This is a genomic window from Janibacter sp. FSL W8-0316, from assembly GCF_038004165.1.
GTDB lineage: Bacteria > Actinomycetota > Actinomycetes > Actinomycetales > Dermatophilaceae > Janibacter > Janibacter indicus.
Window position 1 is genome coordinate 1,238,779 of sequence record NZ_JBBOQX010000001.1, and the last position, 19,440, is coordinate 1,258,218.

The following is a 19,440-nucleotide window of genomic DNA, read 5'->3' on the forward strand; positions in this document are numbered from 1 at the left end:
GTGCCGTCATGCAGCTGCGGATGACGATCATCGACACCGGCAGCGGGGGGCCCGAGACGATCGACGTGCGCGCCGAGACGCACCACACGCTCGGCGACCTGCTCGTCGCGACCGGGCACGCCCCCGCGACCGCCACCGTCCGCGGCGAGGCCCTCGCGCCCGATGCTCCCCTCGGCCTGCCGCCCCTCCTCGACGGGGCCGAGATCACCCTCGGCGCCACGAGTCCCGCTGTGGCAGAGGCGAGCCGGTCCCCCCTTCGCCTGGTGTCGGTGAGCGGACCCGACGCCGGACGCACCCTGGAGCTCACGCCCGGTCGGCACACCATCGGCCGGGGCGACGCCGCGACGATGCGGGTCGCCGACGACGCCCTCTCCCGCGAGCACGTCGCGCTGACCGTCGACCGCGACGGCGTCCACGTCCGCGACCTCGGCACGACCAACGGCACCACGGTCGACGACGCGCCGCTGCCCACCGACGGTGCCCGCGTCCGCTCCGGCAGCCGGGTGGTTGCAGGGCACACGACCTTCGCCGTCGAGGCCCACCGCACCCGACCCGCCAGGCGCACCCCGAGCGGTGACGGGACCCTCGCGGTCAACCCCACGCCCCACCTGCCCCAGCCGACGGCACCCGCGACCATCCGGCTCCCACCCGAGCCGACCGCAGCGGTCCGCCGCCGCATCCCGTGGCTCATGGTGCTGCTGCCGCTGCCCTTCGCCGGGCTGCTCGCGCTCTTCTTCGGGCCGCGGATGCTGCTCTTCGGCCTGCTCTCACCGCTGCTCGTCCTCGGCTCCACCCTGTCCGACCGCACGACCTCGCGACGCGAGCACCGCGAGGCCCACGCCCAGTGGGTCCGCGACCGGGCCGCCACGGGCGAGCGGCTCGCCGCCGCCCTGCGCGCCGAACGACGCCATCGCCTGCGGTCGGCACCCGACGCGTCGGCGCTGCTCGACGCGGCCCGAGGGGACTCGGCACGCCTGTGGGAGAGGCGCCCCCAGCACGACGAGCACCTGTGCCTGCGGCTCGGCCTCGGCGCCCTGCCCGCGACGATCGAGGTCGAGCACCGCGCGGGAGCCCGCGAGCACCCCGTGCTCGACGATGTGCCCCTGTGTGTGGACCTCGCCGAGATCGGCGTGCTCGGCATCGCCGGCCCGCAGGCCACCCGCGACCGGCTCGCCCGGCACCTGCTCGGCCAGCTCACCGCGCTCCACTCGCACCACGACGTGCAGGTGAGCGTCGTCGGGGACGACGACGGGTGGTGGTCCCCCTTCGCCGGGCTGGTCCACCTGCGCACCCACGACGACGTGCCCGAGTCGGCGCGCATCGCCACCGACCGCGAGTCCGGGGCCGCGCTGCTCGCCGGCCTGGCCCGCGTCGCTGCCGAACGTGCCGCCACCGCACCCGAGCGTCGCCGCGAGGGTGACCCGCTGCCGGTGGCCCACGTCGTCGTGGTCGACGGTGTCGGGGACCGGCGCACCGACCCAGGTCTGCGCACGATCATGAGCGAAGGGGGTCTCGCCCGCGTCCTCGTCGTGGCCCTCGCCGACACCCCCGACCAGCTGCCGCACGAGGCCCGCGCCGTCGCCGCCCTCGACGGCGATCGGGTGCGGCTGCTCGTCGCCGGCCAGGAGGCGGCGAGCGGTGTCGTCGACGGCACGGGTGATGCGTGGGCACGGCGCCTCGCCGCGGCCCTGACCCCGCTGCGCGACGCCACCCCCGACGCGCGGGGCGGGGTCCTGCCCGGTGCCGCGCGGCTCGTTGACCTGCTCGACCTCTCCCCTGACGACGCCGACGCCTTCGTCGAGCGCTGGGGCCGTGCGGGGCCGGAACGAAGTATGGACCTCGAGGTCACCGTCGGACCGGCGGGCGACGGGGACTTCCGCATCGACCTGCGGCGCGACGGGCCGCACGCGCTCGTCGCGGGCACGACCGGGTCGGGCAAGTCCGAGTTCCTCCAGAGCTGGGTCGCGGCGCTCGCGGCGCACCTGTCGCCGGAGGAGATGACCTTCGTCCTCGTCGACTACAAGGGCGGGGCGGCCTTCGCCGAGTGCGCGCGACTGCCACACACCGTCGGCATGCTCACCGACCTCGACCCCGCCACGGCCGAACGCGCCCTGACCAGCCTCGACGCCGAGCTGACCCGCCGCGAGCACGTCCTCGCCGCCTCGGGGGCCAAGGACATCGACGATCACCGCGGCGACCCGCTGCCCCGGCTGATGATCGTCATCGACGAGTTCCGCATGCTCGCCGAGGAGCAGCCCGACGTCATGGCCCACCTCATGCGCATCGCCGCCGTGGGCCGCTCGCTCGGCGTGCACCTCGTGCTCGCGACCCAGCGCCCCGGCGGCATCGTCTCCGCGGACATCAAGGCCAACGTCAACCTGCGCATCGCGCTGCGCGTGCGCGACCGCGCCGACAGCGACGACGTCATCGGCTGCCCCGACGCGGCCGAGATCCCCGAGACGGCCCCCGGCCGGGCCCTGGCGAGCACCGGTGGTGGTCCACCGCGCGCCTTCCAGACCGGCCGGGTCGCCGGGCACGCCGCCGGTGTCGGCGGGGCGCTGCTCGTGCGCCGCCCCGGCGAGGCCTGGCCCGCGCCGCCCGTCGTCGACGACCTCGGGCCGACCGACCTGCAGCGCCTTGCCCGCACGATGACCCGGGTCGCGCAATCCCTGGCCATCCCGGCACCCCACCGGCCCTGGCTGCCGCCGCTGCCAGAGACCATCGAGGCGGCGCGGCTCCACGACGACGAGGTGACGGGGGCTCCCTTCGGCCTCGTGGACCTGCCGGCGCAGCAGCGCCAGTCGTCGCTGGAGTGGGCGACCACCGACGGCCACTGGATGCTCGTCGGCGGTCCCGGCTCCGGTCGGACCACGGCCCTCGCCTCGCTCGTCACCGCTGCCGCGCACCGATGGTCGGCCGACCGGCTGCAGGTGCAGGTCGTCGGTGACGGGTCCGCGCGGCTGGCCGGACTCACCGCCCTGCCGCACGTCGGGAGCATCGTCGATGGGGAGGCGGCGACCGTCGTGGGGCGCTTCCTCGAGCGCCTCGAGTCCGACCTCTCGACGCGGCGGGCGGCGCTGCGGGCCAGCGGTCACCCGACCCTCGACGCATGGTGGGCCACCCACGAGGGCGAAGGGGGTCCGCCGCCCCCGCCGCACCTGCTCCTGGCGATCGACGGCTGGGGCCGGGTGACGCGGCCGCGGGGCTCGCTCGACCTCGGTGAGACGGCCGAGACCCTCGAGACGCTCATGCGCGACGGCGTCGCCCTCGGGCTGCGCGTCGTCGTCGCAGGTGGCCGCGAGCTGCTGTCCGGCCGGGTCTCCTCCCTCGTCGGCACCCGCCTCGTGCTGCACCTGAGCGACCGGGGCGATGCCGCCCTGGCCGGACTCGCCCGCACCGAGGTCTCGGACCGGCTCGTCCCCGGTCGGGCTCGGCTCCAGCCGGGCGGCGACCTCGTGCAGGTGGCGCTGCCGTCACATGCCCCCTCTGGAGGGGGCGAAGCGGCCGCACCCCCGTGGGTCGTCGAGGAGCTGCCCGGGTCGGTGCCGCTCGACGTGCTGCCCGCAGCGGCGCGGGAGCGGATCCCGCTCGGGCTCGGCGGCTCCGGTCGCGACCCGGTGGTGTGGCGCACCGACGGCGCGCGGCGGTTCCTCGTCTGCGGCCCGCCGCGCAGTGGTCGGTCGACGGCCCTGTCGCTGCTCGCCCGTCAGGTGGCCGCCTCCGGGCAGCCGCTCGTCGTCGTCGGCTCGGGGGCGATCGCCGACGGGCTCGACTGCCCGGTCCTCGGTGCGGACGACCGGGACGAGCTGATCGCCCTGCGCCAGAGGCACCCCGACCTCGCGGTCATCGCCGACGACCTCGACCGGCTCGAGGGTGCGCCCGTCGCCGACGTGCTCAAGGAGATCCTGCGCCGACTCGACGCCGACCGCGGGCTCGTCATCGGCGCGACGGCCACCCAGACGGCCGTCGGCCAGGTGCGCGGGCTGGTCTCCGACCTCGCGCGTACCCGCACCGGTCTGCTGCTCCAGCCGTCGGCTCGCTCGGACGGTGACGCCCTCGGCCTGCGGATCCCGCCCCTGCCGCGCGTGGCCGGCCGGGGATACCTCGTCGTCGACGGGGCAGCCGAGGAGGTGCAGGTCGCCCTCCCGCGGGTCGAGGTAGCAGCAACCGGATAGACGGTCGGAGATACCTCAACCCGGCTGCTGGACGCTCTGGGCAGCCACCAGTCGAGGTTCCCACGACCGGATAGACGGTCGGAGATACCTCAACCCACTCAACCGGAGACCGGCAGACTCACTCCAGCCGCGGCGTGCGCGGGGGCTCGGTGCGCCGCTGACCCGTCGCCTCGAAGGCCGCCGCGATCGTCAGCAGGCGGTTGTCGTCCCACCCGCGCCCGGCGAAGGTCAGCCCGATCGGCATGCCGATGTCGCTCATCGTGCCCATCGGCACCGTGACCGTCGGGATGCCGAGGTGGCGCGGGACGAGATTGCCGTTGGCCACCCACACGCCGTTGCGCCACGCGAGGTCGGCCGACTCCTCACGCACGTCCGCATCGGCCGGCCCGACATCGGCCACCGCCGGGAAGATCACCGCGTCGAGCCCCAGGTCGTCCATCCAGGCCTCGAGGTCGACGCGGCGCGTCTCCTCCAGGCCACGCAGACCCCCTTCGAGCAGGGGCAGGGTCGTGACGTCCTCGACCACCCCTGCCTGCCGCGCCCGGGTGACGTAGTCAGCGAGGTCGAAGTCGAGCTCGCCGTAGCGGTCGGGCAGCGCGCCCTCGGGGTGCGGGAAGATCCGCGGGCCGTCGACGTCGGCGAGCCGGTGCAGCGCGGGGTCGCCGTTGGTCCGCAGGAAGGTCTCCCACCCCCACATCGACTGCTCCCAGATCTCCTCCTCGAGATAGCCCTCCGGGAGCAGCCCGCGCGTCGCGATCGTCGGCGCACCGGCACGGTCTCCGTCGTAGTTGGACACCACGGGGAAGTCGGTCTCGACGACCTCCGCCCCCGCCGCCTCGAGGTCCGCTCGCGCCGCCGCGAAGAGCTCCATGGAGCTCGGCCGCGGCACGATCCGCTCGCCGATCGGCCCGCCGAAGCCGACGCCCGTGCCCGCCTCCTCGTCGGTGCCGAGGTACATCCGCGGCACGCCGAGCCGCAACCCGCGCAGCGGTGCCGCGCCGTCCGCGGCGAGCGCCGGGTAGGACCCCGGCCGCACCTGCGAGGCCGCGGGCACCTCGATCCACGGCTGGGTGCGCCACAGGTCACCCGTGGTGTCCGGATCGTCGGCGACGACCACGTCGAGCACCTCGAGCAGGTCGGCCATCGTCCGCGCGTGCGGCACGACGACGTCCATCGACGGCACGAGCGGCCAGTTGCCCCGCACCGAGATCACGCCCCGCGAGGGCGTGTAGGCGCACAGCGCGTTGTTGCTCGCCGGTGCCCGCCCGGAGGACCAGGTTTCCTCCCCCAGGCCGAAGGCCGCGAAGCTCGCCGCCGTCGCCGTGCCCGAGCCGTTGGAGCTGCCGGAGCCGAAGGCCGCGGTGAGGTAGTCGCCGTTGTAGGGGCTCTCGGCCCGGCCGTAGACCCCGCGCTGCATGCCGCCGTTGGCCATCGGCGGCATGTTGGTCAGGCCGATGAGCACCGCACCGGCCCCGCGCAGCCGCTCGATGGTGAAGGCATCGCGCTGCGCGACGAGATCGGCGAAGGCCGGCGACCCGCTGGCACAGGTGAGCCCCGTCGCAAGATACGAGTCCTTGGCCGTGTAGGGGATGCCGTCGAGCGGGCCGAGGGTCTCCCCCTTCGCCCGGCGGGCATCGCTGGCGCGGGCATCGTCGAGGGCCGCGGGGTTGGGCACGACGACGGCGTTGAGCCGCGGGCCGGCGGAGTCGTAGGCCTCGATGCGGGCCAGGTAGGCGCGGACGAGCTCCTCGCTCGTCGTCTCCCCTGCCTCCAACGCAGCACGAAGGGAGGCGACGCTCGCCTCGACGACGTCGATGCCCATCAGGCCACCCCGTCCGGCAGGTCCGGTGAGGGTGACAGGAGTGCGGCCACCACTCCGGCCAGGGCCACCACGGCCAACCCCAGCCCGATCCACAGGCCAGAGCTCTGCACGAGGGTCCAGGCGGCCGGCAGCAGCAGGACGTTCCACACGAGAGTCGGGGTGCGCGGCCAGCGGGCCCCCTTCGCCCACGCGCCGGCGAGGGCCAGCAGCAGGATCGCGAAGATGATCGCCACGACCATCGACATCGACGCCGTGCTCGGGTCCTCGGCCCGCCCGTCGGCCAGCTCGAGGCCGTAGAGGCCGGCCGTGACGAGCAGGAGGAGTGCCTCGACGACGCTCACGGCCGCGGCGGCAAGGGCGGGTGGTGTGAGGTGCGAAGGGGGATTGCTCGGGGTCACGACCAGCAGCGTAGGTGACCCTTCGTGACTCATCACACGACGCGGCGGAACAAAGCCGTCGTCCCAGACTGTTGGCATACGGAGCAGTAGCGTGAACAATGATGTGTGTTTTGGGTCGTGGACGCCCCGGCGGCTCGACCTCCACGTCGGCCTCGGCCAGCGACACACAGCGTGCACGACCTCCCCGACGACAAGGAGCACCACCCCCATGGATTGGCGCGACCGCGCAGCCTGTCTCGACGAAGACCCCGAGCTCTTCTTCCCCATCGGCAACACCGGCCCCGCGATCGCCCAGATCGAGGAGGCCAAGAAGGTCTGCCGACGGTGCGAGGTCGTCGACACCTGCCTCAAGTGGGCCATCGAGTCCGGCCAGGACGCCGGCGTCTGGGGTGGCCTCTCCGAGGACGAGCGCCGCGCGCTCAAGCGTCGCAAGGCCCGCGCCCGCCGCGCCGGCTGAGACCTCGTCCCACCTGACCGCCGTCTCCGAGCACCTGCTCGGGGGCGGTTTCGTCGTGTCCGGCGGGTACGAGTCAGCCGTCGACCGGCCGCAGCCGAGCGCTGAAGCGCACCCGGGTCCCCCGCGGCTCCGCGTCGTCCCAGCGGATCTGACCGCCGAGGTCATGGATCATCGAGGTGACGATCCGGGTGCCCAGCCCCGCCTTGCTCGGGCGGAAGCCCGTCGGCAGGCCCGCCCCGTCGTCGACGACGGTCACCCGCAGGATGTCGACGTCGCCCTCGGTGCTGCGCTCGGCCTCGACCGAGACCGTTCCGCCCTCGGGCACCCCGTGCTCGACGGCGTTCTGGATCAGCTCGCTGAGGATCAGCCCGACGGCCGTCGCGTCCTCGGCCCGCATCATCCCGAAGGACCCGGCAAAGCGGGAGTCGATCGCCCCCGTCATGCGCGCCACCTCGACGATCGCACGCAGACCGCGCACCGCGACGTCGTCGAAGTCCAGCGCCTCGGCGAATCCGGTGCTCAGCGCCTCGTAGATCATGGCGATCACCCCGACCCGACGGACCGCCTCGTCCAGAGCCGTTCGAGCGACCCCGTCGGGCACCCGTCGCGACTGCATCCGCAGAAGGGCGGCGACGGTCTGCAGGTTGTTCTTGACCCGGTGGTGGATCTCGCGGATCGTCTGGTCCTTGGTCATCAGCTCGTCGCCGCGCCGCCGCAGCTCGGAGACGTCGCGCGCGAGGACGATCGCGCCGTGCCGCTCGCGGCCGTGCATGAGCGGCACCGCCCGCAGCGCGAGCGCAGCGCCGTTGGCGGCGAGATCGGAGCGCCACGCGGCCCGACCCATGGCGACGAGGGCCAGCCCCTCGTCGAGCTGCCCCGGCTGCCCGGCGACACCGCTGATCACCTGGAGCAGGACCTCGCCCTCGATCGGGCCCTGGTGACCGAGCTTGCGGATCGCGCTGAGCGCATTGGGCGAGGCGTAGTGCACGACACCCGCGACGTCGAGCCGCATGACGCCGTCACCGACGCGGGGCGCGCCCCGGCGGGCACCGCTCGGTGACCCGGTCGTCGGCCACGTGCCCTCGGCGACCATGAGGAAGAGCTCGTCGCTCATGTGGCCGTAGCTCTCCTCGAGGCGCGTCTGCGGCCGACCGCTGTCGAGCTGGTCGTGCACGCTGAGCACGCCGATTATGCGACCGGCCCGACGTACCGGGCGAGCCCGCTCGTGGAGCAGGTCCTGCCCGCGCTCGCGCACGTGCTCGCTCTGCCCGTCGCGCACCGCCCGGCTCACGAGGTCCCCGAAGACCGCCGCCTCACCCTGGCCGACGATGTCCTCGACGAAGACCATCGGCCCGGTCATGGGGCGGGTGTGCGCGGCGGCGACCCAGCCTCCTTCGCGCGGCAGCCAGAGGACGAGGTCGCTGAAGCTCAGGTCGGCGAGCAGGTGCCAGTCCTCGACGAGCAGGTGGAGCCACTCGGTGTCGGCCGGCTCGAGGCCGGGGGTGGTCCGCAGGAAGTCCGACAGTGTCCGCACGTCACGATCCTAGTGACGTGCGGACACCGGCGGACCGGGTGCTCAGCGGGTGACCGAGCGAAGCGTGCGCAGCGCCACCGACAGGGCCGCGACACCGGGCGAGGTCAGCTGTCGGATGCCGGCGAGCTGGGTCTGCACCCGCTCGACGGCCTCGTCGTGCTGCGCCGACCACTGCGCCAGCCGCGAGGCGGCATCGTCGCCGTCGCGCTCGAGGACCGAGCTCGTCAGCGACTGCAGGGTCGCGTAGAGGTCGTCCCGCAGCGCCCCCCGGGCCATGGCGTCCCAGCGCTCCTCGCGCGGCAGGGTCGTCACCATGATGAGCAGCTCGTCGATGCCGAAGGTCTCGGAGACCTGGTAGTAGGTCTCGGCGACGTCGAAGAGCTCGCGCCCGGTGTCGGTGGACATGTCGACGATGTCGAGCACGGAGTACAGGTCGAGCAGGGTCGCGGTCCGCCGGGCCAGGTCGGCGGGCACGCCCGCGTCGACGAGGTCCTGCGTCTTGCGAGCCAGCCGCTCGGCCTGCGAGCCGCGCAGCAGCTCGGGGATCTGCGGCGCGAGGCTCGCGACCGGCTCGGCGAAGCGCTCGATCTCGCCGGTGACATCGAGACGGCCGGCGCGGTTGGCGAGGAACCACCGCACCGCCCGGTCCATGAGGCGGCGCAGCTCGAGGTAGAGCCGGGTCTGCACCTGCGTCGGCACGACGTTGTCGAGTGCCTCGACCTGCTCGACGTAGTCGTCGAGACCGAAGATCTCGCGGGCGACGAGGAAGGCCCGCGCCACCTGGGCGGACGTCGCGCTCGTCTCCTCGACGGCCCGGTGGACGAAGGTGATCCCGCCCCGGTTGACCAGGTCGTTGGCCACCGCGGTCGTCACGATCTCCCGACGAAGGGGGTGTGCCCGCAGCTCGTCGTGGAAGCGCTCGCGCAGCGGCGTCGGGAAGTAGTCCGTCAGCTGTCGCTCGGTCGCCGGGTCGTCGGGCAGGTCGGAGTCGAGCAGGTCGGTCTTGAGCGCCAGCTTGGAGTAGGCGAGCAGGACCGACAGCTCCGGCGAGGACAGGCCCTCGCCGGCGTCGAGCCGGTCGTGCACCTCGGCGCTGCTCGGGAGGAACTCCAGCTCGCGGTCGAGCTCGCCGCGCGCGGTGAGGGTCTCCATGAGGCGCTCGTGGACGACGAGCATGTCGCCGTGCTGGGCCCGGGCATTGCCGAGCAGGACGTTTTGCTCGTAGTTGTCGCGCAGCACCTGCTCGGCGACCTCGTCGGTCATCGAGGCGAGCAGCTCGACCCGGGCGTCCTCGTCGAGGGAGCCGCGACGGATCGCCTCGCCGAGCAGGATCTTGATGTTGACCTCGTGGTCGGAGGTGTCGACGCCGGCGGAGTTGTCGACGGCGTCGGTGTTGACCCGCACCCCGGCCCCGGCGGCCTCGATCCGGCCACGCTGGGTGGCCCCGAGGTTGCCGCCCTCGCCGATGACGCGGGCGCGCACCTGGCCGCCGTCGACGCGGATGGCGTCGTTGGCCCGGTCGCCCACCTCGGTGTGGGACTCGTCGGCGGCCTTGACGTAGGTGCCGATGCCGCCGTTCCACAGCAGGTCGACGGGCGCCTGGAGGATGAGGTGGATCAGCTCGGTCGGCGTCATCGACGTGGCCCCGTCGAGACCGAGGGCGGCTGCGGCCTGCTCGCTCACGGGGATCGACTTGGCGCTGCGCGACCACACGCCACCGCCCTCGCTGATGAGGGAGCGGTCGTAGTCGTCCCAGGAGCTGCGCGGCAGGTCGAAGAGCCGTCGCCGCTCGGCGAAGGAGACGGCCGCATCGGGCTGCGGGTCGATGAAGACGTGCAGGTGGTTGAAGGCCGCGACGAGCCGGATGTGCTCGGACAGCAGCATGCCGTTGCCGAAGACGTCACCGCTCATGTCACCGATGCCGACGACGGTGAAGTCCTCGGTCTGGGTGTCGTGGCCGAGCTCGCGGAAGTGCCGCTTGACCGACTCCCAGGCGCCGCGGGCGGTGATGCCCATGCCCTTGTGGTCGTAGCCGACCGAGCCGCCGGAGGCGAAGGCATCGTCGAGCCAGAAGCCGTACTCGCGGGCGATGGAGTTGGCCAGGTCGGAGAAGGTCGCCGTGCCCTTGTCGGCGGCGACGACGAGGTAGGAGTCGTCGCCGTCGTGGCGCACGACCCGCTCGGGCGGGACGATCGCGCCGTCGACGCGGTTGTCGGTGACGTCGAGGAGGCCGGAGATGAAGGCCCGGTAGGCCGAGCGGCCGGCCTCCATCCACGCCTCGCGGTCGACGCCCGGGTCGGGCAGCTGCTTGCCGAAGAAGCCGCCCTTGCTGCCCGTCGGCACGATGACGGCATTTTTGACCATCTGGGCCTTGACGAGCCCGAGGACCTCGGTGCGGAAGTCGTCGCGTCGGTCGCTCCAGCGCAGGCCACCTCGGGCGACCGCGCCGAAGCGCAGGTGGACGCCCTCGACCTGCGGGCTGTGCACCCAGATCTCGAAGGCGGGGTGCGGCTTGGGCATGTCGGGCACGCGCGCCGGCTCGAGCTTGAGCGAGATGCGCGGCAGCGGCTCGCCGTCGGCGTCGCGCACGAAGTAGCTCGTGCGCAGGGTCGCGGCGATGACCCCGACGAAGGCCCGGATGATCCGGTCGTGCTCGAGCGAGCTGACCTCCTCGAGCGCGTCGTGGATGCGCTGGGTCACCTCGGCCTCGGCGGCGGCGCGGTCCTCGCCGGCCAACCCCTCGAAGCGGTCGGGGTCGAAGCGGGTCTCGAAGAGCTCGACGACGTCACGGGCGATCGTGTGGTTGTCGGCGAGCGCGGACTCGAGGCTCGTCTGGCCCCACGTGCCGCCGGCCTGCCGCAGGTAGCGCCCGATCGCGCGCAGCAGCGAGACCTGCCGCCAGGTGAGCCCAGCCCGGATGATCAGCGCGTTGAAGCCGTCGGACTCGGTGCGACCGGCCCGCACGGCGATGACCGCCGACTCGACGAGCTCGCGCAGCTCCTCGTGGGTGTGCGCCTCCCACAGGGCCGCGTCGGGCACCCGCAGGCACATGTCGTAGACACCGGCGGTGACGCCGTCGGTGCGGGTGAGCGTGTAGGGCTCCTCCTCGATGACCTGGGTGCCGAGGTTGCGGAAGATCGGCATGAGGTCGTCGAGGATCAGCTCGTCGAGGCTGAAGAGCTTGATCCGGCGCACCCGCGGGTCCTCGCCGCCACCGTGGCCGCGGCGAGGGTCGTAGAGCGCACAGGCGAAGGGGGTCCCCTCCCCCAGCAGGGCGAGGTTCTTCAGGTCGGCCACGGCCTGGGCGGCATCGAAGTCGTCCTCGTAGTCGACGGGAAACCCGCCGGCCCACGGGCTGATGAGCGAGGCGGCGACCTCGCTGCCGACGAGCTCGTCGGCGCGGCGCACGAGGCGCTCCTCCCAGGTGAGCGTGGCATCGGCGACGGCCGCCTCGAGCCGCTCCTGGGCCTCTCCGGTCGGCAGCTCGACACCCTGCGAGCCGCGTAGGATGTAGTAGAGCCGCGCCATCGGCTCGTCGGAGACGTGCGCGGTGAAGCTCACCTCGTCGGCGCCGGTCGCCTCGCGCAGCTCGGTCTCGACCCGCTGGCGCACGGCCGTCGTGTAGCGGTCGCGGGGCAGGTAGATGATCGCGGAGACGAACTGCCCGCCCGTGTCGAGCCGCAGGAAGGTCGCGGTGCGGATGCGGTGGACCATCTGCAGGATCGAGGTGACGACCTCGCGCAGGTGGTCGACGGGCGCCTGAAAGAGCTCGTCGCGCGGGAAGGTCTCGAACAGGCGCATCGCGAAGGCACCCGAGTGGCTGTCGCGGGCCCACCCGGAGTCGGAGAGGATCTGCTGCACCTTGTCGGCGATGAGCGGGATCGTCAGCACCGAGCTGGTGTAGGCGGTCGACGCGAAGAGCCCGGCAAGGCGTCGCTCGACGAGCCGGCCCTGCGCGTCGTGGAAGCGCACGGCCACGAGGTCGGGGTGGGTCACGCGGTGCACGGGCAGCACGGCGTGCGACTTGCCGATCGCCAGGCACCCACCCTCGTCGCCGGTGCCGCCGAGCGGCGTGACCGTCTCGGCCGTCGAGTCGTCACGCAGCACGCCCAGCCCGCTGCCGGGGATGGCGGTGACCGCGTCGCCGTCGACCGTGTGGTCGCGCGAGCCGATGAAGGTGAAGTGGTCGTCGACGAGCCAGCGCAGGAACTCGGCGGCCGCGGTCTGCGACTCGCGGCTGCCGGCCCCCCGGCCCTCGTCGAGGGCCTGCACGAGCTCGGTCACCGTCGCCCGCATGCTCTCCCAGTCGTCGACGGCGGCGGCGACGGCGTCGACGACCTCGGCGATGCGGTCCCGGACGAGCGCCATGTCGCACCGGTCGGCGAGCTCGAGACGGATCCACGACTCGTCGTGCAGGTCGGGGTCGGTGTGGGGCGTGCGGGGGTCGGTGTCGAGCACCTCGACGAGCTCGCCCTGCGCGTCGCGCCGGACGACGAAGAGCGGGTGGAGGAGCAGCGAGACCCCGATGCCGGCGGACCCGAGCTCGCCGAGGACCGAGTCGACGAGGAAGGGCCGGTCCGAGGTGACGACGTGCAGCACGCCGTCGGAGGCGTCGACGACCGTCTGCCCCGGCGCCCGGGTGGCGGCCACCTCCCGGTGTCTGGTGGCCATCGCCACCAGGTCCTCCGCGGACCGACCGCGCAGCGCGGTCGCGTCGACGTGTCGCAGGTACCGCTCGACGAAGGGGGCGTCGTCACCGGCCGCGGTGGCGGCGTCGGCGAGCACTCCCTCGGGGTCGGTGGCGGGGCGGGCAGGCAGCTGTGCCATGGATGGGCGTCCTCGGTCGCATCGTCACGTGTCGCGAAACCTCGTCGTCCCGCTCACGACGAGCGTAGCCCCCTATGACGCGCGTCACGTGCACCCCCCGGCCCGTCCCGGCGGAGCGAAGGGGGGACCGCCGCGGGCCTGTGGACGGCCCGCGTCCCGGGGACCACATGCGTCGATAGGCTGACCGGACCATGCCCCCTTCGCACCCTCGCCCCGAGGACCTCGACGCGCTCGTCGACGCCCTGTCCGCCACCGGTGAGCACACCGCGGCCACGGGCGAGCTGCTGCTCGACCACCTCGTGACGGTCGGGGACCACGCGACCCAGCGGGCGCTCGACGGCATGGTCGACGACACCGTCGACAGCCTCCGCGAGATCTCTGCCGGGTGCCGCGAGCTCGCCCTCGCGATGGGGCCGCGCGCCGCCCGGTCGGCCTCCTCGTCGGCGCGGGGCGGTGAGCACGCACGCCCCGACGTCCGCGAGCTGCGATGAGCCACCCCCTGCTGGGCGACCCCGGCTCGCTGAGTGCCCTGGCATCCTCCCTGCGCAGCCGTGCCGTGCAGCTGCACGCCGACGCCGAGGCACTGCGCGCGGCGCTGGCCGACGCGGCACCCGGATGGCGCGGACCGAGCGCGCTCGAGCGACGCCGCCGGGCCGAGCGCCTCGCCGAGGCCACGGCGACCACGGCCGAAGCCATGGACGCGTGCGGGCGCACCCTGCACTCGACGGCCACCGAGCTCGCCGAGGCGATCGCCCGCCTGCGTGCCCTCGAGGAGGAGGCCCGCGCGGCCGGGCTCGACGTGCGCGACGGCACGGTCGAGCGCAGCTGGGGCATCACCGGCGTCGCCGACGCCCACTCGGTCGACGAGGCCGAGCGGGTGCGCGAGTCGCTGCAGGAGCGGGTGCACCACGTCGTGACGACGCTCGGTCGGCACCGCACGCTGCTCACGGTCGAGTGCGCCCGGGCGAGCGAGCTGCTGCGCATGACGAGTGCCGCCCTGCGTGCCTGACGACGCCGGTCCGCAGCGCTAGCGTGTGCCCATGAGGATCACCCGTGAGGCCACCCTGCCCGCCGGCCCCGACGAGGCCTTCGCCCTCGTCTCGACGCAGGAGTACCAGCAGGCCAAGGTCGACGCCCAGGTGCCCGGCTCGACCGCGTCGGTGACCGCGCAGGGCGCCGACGTCGTCGTGCGCACCCGACGGGCGCTCCCCACCCAGGGCATGCCCGCGGCCGTGGCGTCGATGGTCGGCGACACGCTGCAGATCGACGAGCAGCAGACCTGGCACCCCGCGGCGGCCGACGGCTCCCGCCGCGCCGACCTCGACCTCACCGTCTCGGGAGCCCCGCTGCGCCTGCGCGGCACCATCGACCTGACCCCCGACGGCAACGGTACCCGGATGGCCGTGGCCGCCGACCTCACGTGCTCGATCCCGCTCGTCGGCAAAAAGGTCGAGCAGGCCGCCCAGCCGGCGATCATCGACTCGATCGACGCCGAGGCGCGCTTCCTCGCCGAGCGCCTGGTCTAACCCGCGGCGAGGTCGGGCAGCTCGGTGACGTCGTACCAGAGCAGGTCGTCGTAGCCGGAGCCGACGCCACCCGCGTCCTCCTCGACGTGGAAGCTCACGACGTCGGCCACCGCGAGGACCACGGCGGCGTCGAGCCGACCGTCATCGCCGGTGCCCGGGGCGTCGGGGACGTCGGCTGCGGCGACGACGCGACGACCGGCACCGAGGTCGCGGGCCGCGTCAAGTGCCTGGCACATCGCCTCGAACTCGAGGTCCTCCTCGTCGGCCGTCGGGTCGAGGGCGCGGACCGCGTCCGTCACGGCGAAGGGGGTGCGCTCCGGTAGACGTCCCGGCGCGGCGACGTCGGCGAGCTCGGGCAGGAGCATCGGCACGTAGACCCGCATCACGCGCGTCCCCTGGGGGCGGAGCGCAGCTCGGCGAGCGCGTCCTGGATCGAGCGCGCCAGCAGGTCGAGGTCGGGCATCGAGTCACGGTCACCGGTGAGGCCGTAGTAGACCTTGCCGTCGTAGGAGGTCAGGGCGATCGCCAGGCCCTGACCACGGCCCAGCGGCATGACCGGGTAGGTCTCGATGAGCCGGCAGCCCTCCACCTGCAGGGACTGCTGCGGACCGGGCACGTTGGTGATGACGAAGTTGAACAGGCGGCGGCTCATGGCGCTGCCGAGCCGGGCGCCGAGCGTGTGCAGCGTCGGCGGGGCGAAGCCCCCGATGCTCGCCAGCGACGTCGCGCCGACGCCCTCGACCGAGATCGACTCGATCTGCTGCCGCATCGCGAAGGCGATCTGGTGCAGCCGCATCGACGGGGTGTTCTCGCCGATGGGCAGGTCGATGAAGCATGCGGTCATCGCGTTGTCGGTGAGCGGGTCGCCGGAGCCATCGACGATGCTCAGCGGCACCATGACCCGCAGGGTCGTCGTGGCCGTGACCGGCAGCCCGCGGTTTTGCATCCAGGCCCGCAGCGCCCCGGCCACCGTGGCGAGGATGACGTCGTTGATCGACACGTCGTCGACGTAGCGCCCCCGGGTCAGCCGGCCGCGCACCTTGCGGTAGTCGTCGAGATCGGTCTCGACCATGACGTAGCGGCGCGCGGCGCCGACGGTCGCCTTGAGCGGCGAGTCCGGCGCGGGGCGTGCCCCCACGCGAGCGAGGGTCGCGACGAGGCGGCCGGCGGTGCCGGTGACGACCCGGCCGGTGCGGCTGACGTCGCGCAGCCCGGCCCCGACACCACGCACGACCCTGGCCGGGTTGATGACCGAACCGAGCAGCGCGTCGGCAACCAGGCGCAGGTCGGAGGGCGCGGACCCGGGCTGGCCCTCGCGGTCGTCGACGGGGACGGCGTCGGGGTCGAGCAACAGCTGGGCCAGGTCGACGGCGCTGATGCCGTCGACCATCGCCTGGTGGGCCTTGGTGACGACGGCGAAGCGCCCCCCGTCGAGACCCTCGACGAAGTAGGCCTCCCACAGTGGCCGGTCGCGGTCGAGCGGCCGGGTCATGATCTGCGCGACGTAGTCCTCGAGGTCGCTGCGGGCCCCCGGCGAGGGGATGGCCGAGCGGCGCACGTGGTAGCCGATGTCGAAGTGCTCGTCGTCGACCCACACGGGGTTGTCCAGGCGCCCCGGGACCTCGCGGATGCGCTGGCGGTAGCGCGAGTGCCCGGCGATGCGGTCACCGACGACGGCGACGAAGCTGTCGTAGTCGAAGCCCTCGGCCGGCGGCTCGAAGACCATGACCGACCCCACGTGCATGGGCAGGGTGGGCTCCTCGAGGTAGAGGAAGGACGCGTCGAGGGCACCGAGTCTGTTCACCACGGGCACATCGTGGCACGTGCGCGCGCCCCGGGGTACCTCGCCGTCACGCACGTCGCAGCAGTCGGCGGCGCCCTCGGACCTCGCCGACGGGTGCCGCGACGCCCGCGAGGTCGGCGGCCAGGGCGGCGATCGCCTGACGCAGGGGGCTGCCGGCCGCGGCCTCGGCGAGCGTCTGCCCGGCGAGCACCGCGGCGTCGACGCCGGCCTGGTCGTCGGGCAGGAAGGTGATGTCCTCCAGCCCCGCGAAGCGGGCCATCGACTCGGCGACCCGACGGCGCGGGTCGGGCCCGACCGAGCCGGCGCGCAGCCGGTTGACGACGGGCCGTGGCGTCGGCGACGCCACCTGGCCGACCCCCTGGACCGCACGCACCATCCGCTGCAGCCCCACGGGGTCGGCAGCGCCGACGAGCAGCAGCTCGTCGGCCGCGTCGAGCGCGGTGAGCGTCGCCGCATTGCGACGCGGCGCCGTCGTGTCGTAGCTCAGCTCCTCGTCGTCCTCGATGCCGAAGCCGCAGTCGAGGACGACGAAGGCCGCGAGCGAGCGGCACAGGTCGATGACCTGCTCAACGGCGGAGCTGCGCACCTCGGTCCACCGGGTCGGTGTCGGGATGCCGGTGACGACGCGGAAGCGGGGTGCCACCTCGACGGCCAGCCGCGCCAGCGAGGCCAGGTCGAGGGTGCCCAGCTCGGACGCGCGGGCCGCGGCCGCGATGCCGGGGGCCTCGTCGAGGACGCTCAGCAGCTGGGCGACGGACGCGCCGTAGGTGTCGAGGTCGACGAGCACGACGGGCTGGCCCAGACCCGCGAGCTCGCTCGCGAGGTTGACCGCGAGGGTGCTGCGGCCGGGCGCTCCGGTGGGGCCCCACACGGCGACCACCCGCCCACGCTGCGGCTCGGGCGTCTCGTCGGTGACGGGGACGATGGGCGCGGTCGGCGGGTCCTCCCCCGGCAGCGGCTCCCCCGCCCCCGTGACGAAGGGGGCGGACGCTGCGGTCGTCGTGGTGAGGACGTCGACGAGGTCCTCCCGGGGCGTGCCCGTGTGGACGTGGCGCTCGACGCCCAGCTGACGCAGGTGCCGCTCCTGGGCCTCCTGGCCGTCACGGCTGGCCCCGACGACCGCGACCCCGTGGGCGCGCAGGTGCGCGAGGGCGTCCCGGTCGAGCCCGCGCAGGTCGGCGGAGACGAGGGCGACGTCGCCGAGACCGGCAGAGGCGGCGGCGAGCAGGTCGGCGAGGTCGACGCACCGCCGCCCGACGGTGACGCCGGGCAGCTGGTCGACGACCTGGACCATGCTGCCCTCCCAGTCGTGGCCGAGGGCGGTGAGGACGGTGGTCGCCATCAGTCCTGGCTCTCCGGGCTGCCGGACTCGAGGGCCAGCCGGATCGGGGTCTCGGCGGTGTCGAGGGTGAGCAGCTCGGGCACCCGGTCCTTGGGGACGACGATGATCACCGACGTCCGACTGCCCGAGCCCATGACCCCGCTGCCGCGGGGCAGGGAATGGACGGTGGCCCGGCTGATGAACTCCTCGTACTGCGGCTCGTCGCCGGCAGGGGCGCCGTCCTCCCCCTTCGTCGGGGGTGCGGCCGTGAAGACGGTGACCCGCGAGCCCTTGACGAGGTTGCTCGTGTAGGCGGGGTCGACGTGCACGGCGACGCGCTGGACGTCGAGCTCGACGGGGTTGACGACGGCCGCGCGCGGCACGAGCTCGCCGGGGCGGACCTCGCGGTCGATGACGGCACCGTTGGGCAGGCGCTCGTTGGACATGAGGTAGTCGCCCTGGGCGTCGCCGAGCTGGACGTCGACCCGCTCGAGGTCGCTCGTCTCGATCGTCTCGCCGGGGGTGAGCTGCTCGGAGGCGACCCACATGCCGACGCGGTCGTCCGCGGCCCGCATCGCCAGGGCGCCGATGATGATCGACAGCAGGACCAGCAGGACCCCGACGAGCAGCCGGGTGTCCTTCCACGAGGGCTTGGTCAGGCGGCGGGCAGCGGGTGTGGGCAGGTCGCTCACGGCGGTCCTTCGAGGGTCGGGTGCGGCTGACCTGCATCATGCCCCGCGCGGGGCGACCGCGCGCGTCGTCTGTCCACAGGGCCTGCTCGGGAGCACGGCCTCCCGGTGGCAGACTGGCCCCATGCCGCGCAAGTTCGTCCCGCTCACCGAGGTCTCCGAGGTCCTCGGCGTCTCCGCCGCGCAGGCCTACGCCCTCGTCCGCAGCGGCGACCTGCCGGCGATCAAGGTCGGCGGTCGCGGCCAGTGGCGGGTCGAGGTCGACGAGCTCGACGCCTACATCGAGCGCATGTACGCCCAGACCCGCGAGTTCGTCGCCAAGGGCGGCCGCGAGGGGTGACCCGGCTCAGGCCGAGCCGACGACCGCGACCGCGGCGAAGGGGATGACCCGCTCGCCGAGCACGTGCTCGGCCCGGCGGGGACTGTCCAGCGGGTGCTCGGCGATGTCGAAGGCGTCGGCACCGACGGCGTCGATCGTGCCGTGCACCGACCCGCCGTCGACGTCCACGACGATGACGGCCCGGCGGTCGCGGCTGATGCCGCGCAGGGCCGAGCCGATGCCGAAGCGGCGCGCCCTGGTGTCGTCGCGCGGGCGCCCCAGGCCCGAGATGCCGAGCACGGCAGCGGTCGCGACGAGCGACTGACGACCGGTGGGTTCGACGAGCAGCAGCCAGCCGTCACCACTGTCCTCGAGGACACCGCGCACGACGGTGCCACCCCGCAGCCGGACGACGAGCGCCGAGCCGGTGGCGCCGACGACCCGCTCCCCCAGCGTGATCTTGGAGCGCTCGGTGCGGGTGCGCTCGGCCACCTCGGCGTCGAGCTCAAGCCGTGCGCGGGCAGCCAGCTGCGCCTCGAGGTCGTCGAAGAGCCGGTCCCAGCGCACC

General features: G+C 73.7%; 15 protein-coding genes. 6 read left to right on the top strand and 9 right to left on the bottom strand.

Annotation, left to right across the window (positions count from 1 at the left end):
* Positions 1-8: 8 nt before the first annotated feature.
* Positions 9-4,175 carry an FtsK/SpoIIIE domain-containing protein gene (locus tag NYE39_RS06135; protein WP_072625138.1) on the top strand — a complete coding sequence of 1,389 codons (4,167 nt, stop codon included), beginning with the start codon at positions 9-11 and terminating at the stop codon, positions 4,173-4,175.
* A gap of 118 nt (positions 4,176-4,293) precedes the next feature.
* On the opposite strand, the gene NYE39_RS06140 is transcribed toward NYE39_RS06135, so the two are convergent.
* Together NYE39_RS06140 and NYE39_RS06145 are read right to left on the bottom strand one after the other, a co-directional pair.
* Complete coding sequence (locus tag NYE39_RS06140; protein WP_072625139.1) at positions 4,294-5,997, bottom strand: amidase; 1,704 nt, start codon at positions 5,995-5,997, stop codon at positions 4,294-4,296.
* Complete coding sequence (locus NYE39_RS06145) at positions 5,997-6,395, bottom strand: hypothetical protein (protein ID WP_072625140.1); 399 nt, start codon at positions 6,393-6,395, stop codon at positions 5,997-5,999. The genes NYE39_RS06140 and NYE39_RS06145 overlap by 1 nt, the downstream gene beginning before the upstream one ends.
* A 208-nt stretch (positions 6,396-6,603) precedes the next feature.
* Here NYE39_RS06145 and NYE39_RS06150 point away from each other — a divergent pair, with 208 nt between their 5' ends.
* Positions 6,604-6,852 carry a WhiB family transcriptional regulator gene (locus NYE39_RS06150; protein ID WP_007925026.1) on the top strand — a complete coding sequence of 83 codons (249 nt, stop codon included), beginning with the start codon at positions 6,604-6,606 and terminating at the stop codon, positions 6,850-6,852.
* A gap of 73 nt (positions 6,853-6,925) precedes the next feature.
* On the opposite strand, the gene NYE39_RS06155 is transcribed toward NYE39_RS06150, so the two are convergent.
* Together NYE39_RS06155 and NYE39_RS06160 are read right to left on the bottom strand one after the other, a co-directional pair.
* Positions 6,926-8,386 (bottom strand): sensor histidine kinase, encoded by a 1,461-nt coding sequence (locus tag NYE39_RS06155; RefSeq protein WP_072625141.1) that lies wholly within the window; start codon positions 8,384-8,386, stop codon positions 6,926-6,928.
* Between the two features lie 42 nt (positions 8,387-8,428).
* The gene (locus NYE39_RS06160) at positions 8,429-13,213 is read right to left on the bottom strand and encodes an NAD-glutamate dehydrogenase (protein WP_072625142.1); all 4,785 of its coding nucleotides are present in this window, start codon (positions 13,211-13,213) and stop codon (positions 8,429-8,431) included.
* Between the two features lie 191 nt (positions 13,214-13,404).
* On the opposite strand from NYE39_RS06160, the gene NYE39_RS06165 reads away from it, so the two are divergent.
* From NYE39_RS06165 to NYE39_RS06175, 3 genes are read left to right on the top strand one after another with little or no spacing between them, the layout of a single operon-like run.
* Complete coding sequence (locus NYE39_RS06165; protein ID WP_185220576.1) at positions 13,405-13,704, top strand: hypothetical protein; 300 nt, start codon at positions 13,405-13,407, stop codon at positions 13,702-13,704.
* Positions 13,701-14,222: a hypothetical protein gene (locus NYE39_RS06170; protein WP_341012124.1), complete on the top strand. Its 522-nt coding sequence runs from the start codon at positions 13,701-13,703 to the stop codon at positions 14,220-14,222. Before NYE39_RS06165 ends, NYE39_RS06170 begins: the two co-directional genes overlap by 4 nt.
* Positions 14,223-14,253: 31 nt before the next feature.
* Entirely contained in the window at positions 14,254-14,739 is a 486-nt protein-coding gene (locus tag NYE39_RS06175; RefSeq protein WP_341012125.1) for a DUF2505 domain-containing protein, read from the top strand.
* On the opposite strand, the gene NYE39_RS06180 is transcribed toward NYE39_RS06175, so the two are convergent.
* Genes NYE39_RS06180 through NYE39_RS06195 form a run of 4 tightly spaced genes read right to left on the bottom strand, consistent with a single transcriptional unit; the run spans position 14,736 to position 18,556 of the window.
* Positions 14,736-15,122: a DUF6912 family protein gene (locus NYE39_RS06180; protein ID WP_433956101.1), complete on the bottom strand. Its 387-nt coding sequence runs from the start codon at positions 15,120-15,122 to the stop codon at positions 14,736-14,738. The genes NYE39_RS06175 and NYE39_RS06180 overlap by 4 nt on opposite strands.
* Positions 15,122-16,546 (bottom strand): WS/DGAT/MGAT family O-acyltransferase, encoded by a 1,425-nt coding sequence (locus tag NYE39_RS06185; RefSeq protein WP_341012127.1) that lies wholly within the window; start codon positions 16,544-16,546, stop codon positions 15,122-15,124. The genes NYE39_RS06180 and NYE39_RS06185 overlap by 1 nt, the downstream gene beginning before the upstream one ends.
* A 43-nt stretch (positions 16,547-16,589) precedes the next feature.
* Positions 16,590-17,885: an AAA family ATPase gene (locus NYE39_RS06190; RefSeq protein ID WP_341012128.1), complete on the bottom strand. Its 1,296-nt coding sequence runs from the start codon at positions 17,883-17,885 to the stop codon at positions 16,590-16,592.
* Positions 17,885-18,556 carry a hypothetical protein gene (locus NYE39_RS06195; protein WP_341012129.1) on the bottom strand — a complete coding sequence of 224 codons (672 nt, stop codon included), beginning with the start codon at positions 18,554-18,556 and terminating at the stop codon, positions 17,885-17,887. Before NYE39_RS06195 ends, NYE39_RS06190 begins: the two co-directional genes overlap by 1 nt.
* 121 nt (positions 18,557-18,677) lie before the next feature.
* Between NYE39_RS06195 and NYE39_RS06200 the strand changes: the two genes are divergently transcribed.
* Positions 18,678-18,893, top strand: coding sequence for a helix-turn-helix domain-containing protein (locus tag NYE39_RS06200; protein WP_341012130.1), 216 nt, complete (start codon positions 18,678-18,680; stop codon positions 18,891-18,893).
* 6 nt (positions 18,894-18,899) lie between these two features.
* On the opposite strand, the gene NYE39_RS06205 is transcribed toward NYE39_RS06200, so the two are convergent.
* Entirely contained in the window at positions 18,900-19,439 is a 540-nt protein-coding gene (locus NYE39_RS06205; protein WP_341012131.1) for a hypothetical protein, read from the bottom strand.
* Position 19,440: the final 1 nt, after the last annotated feature.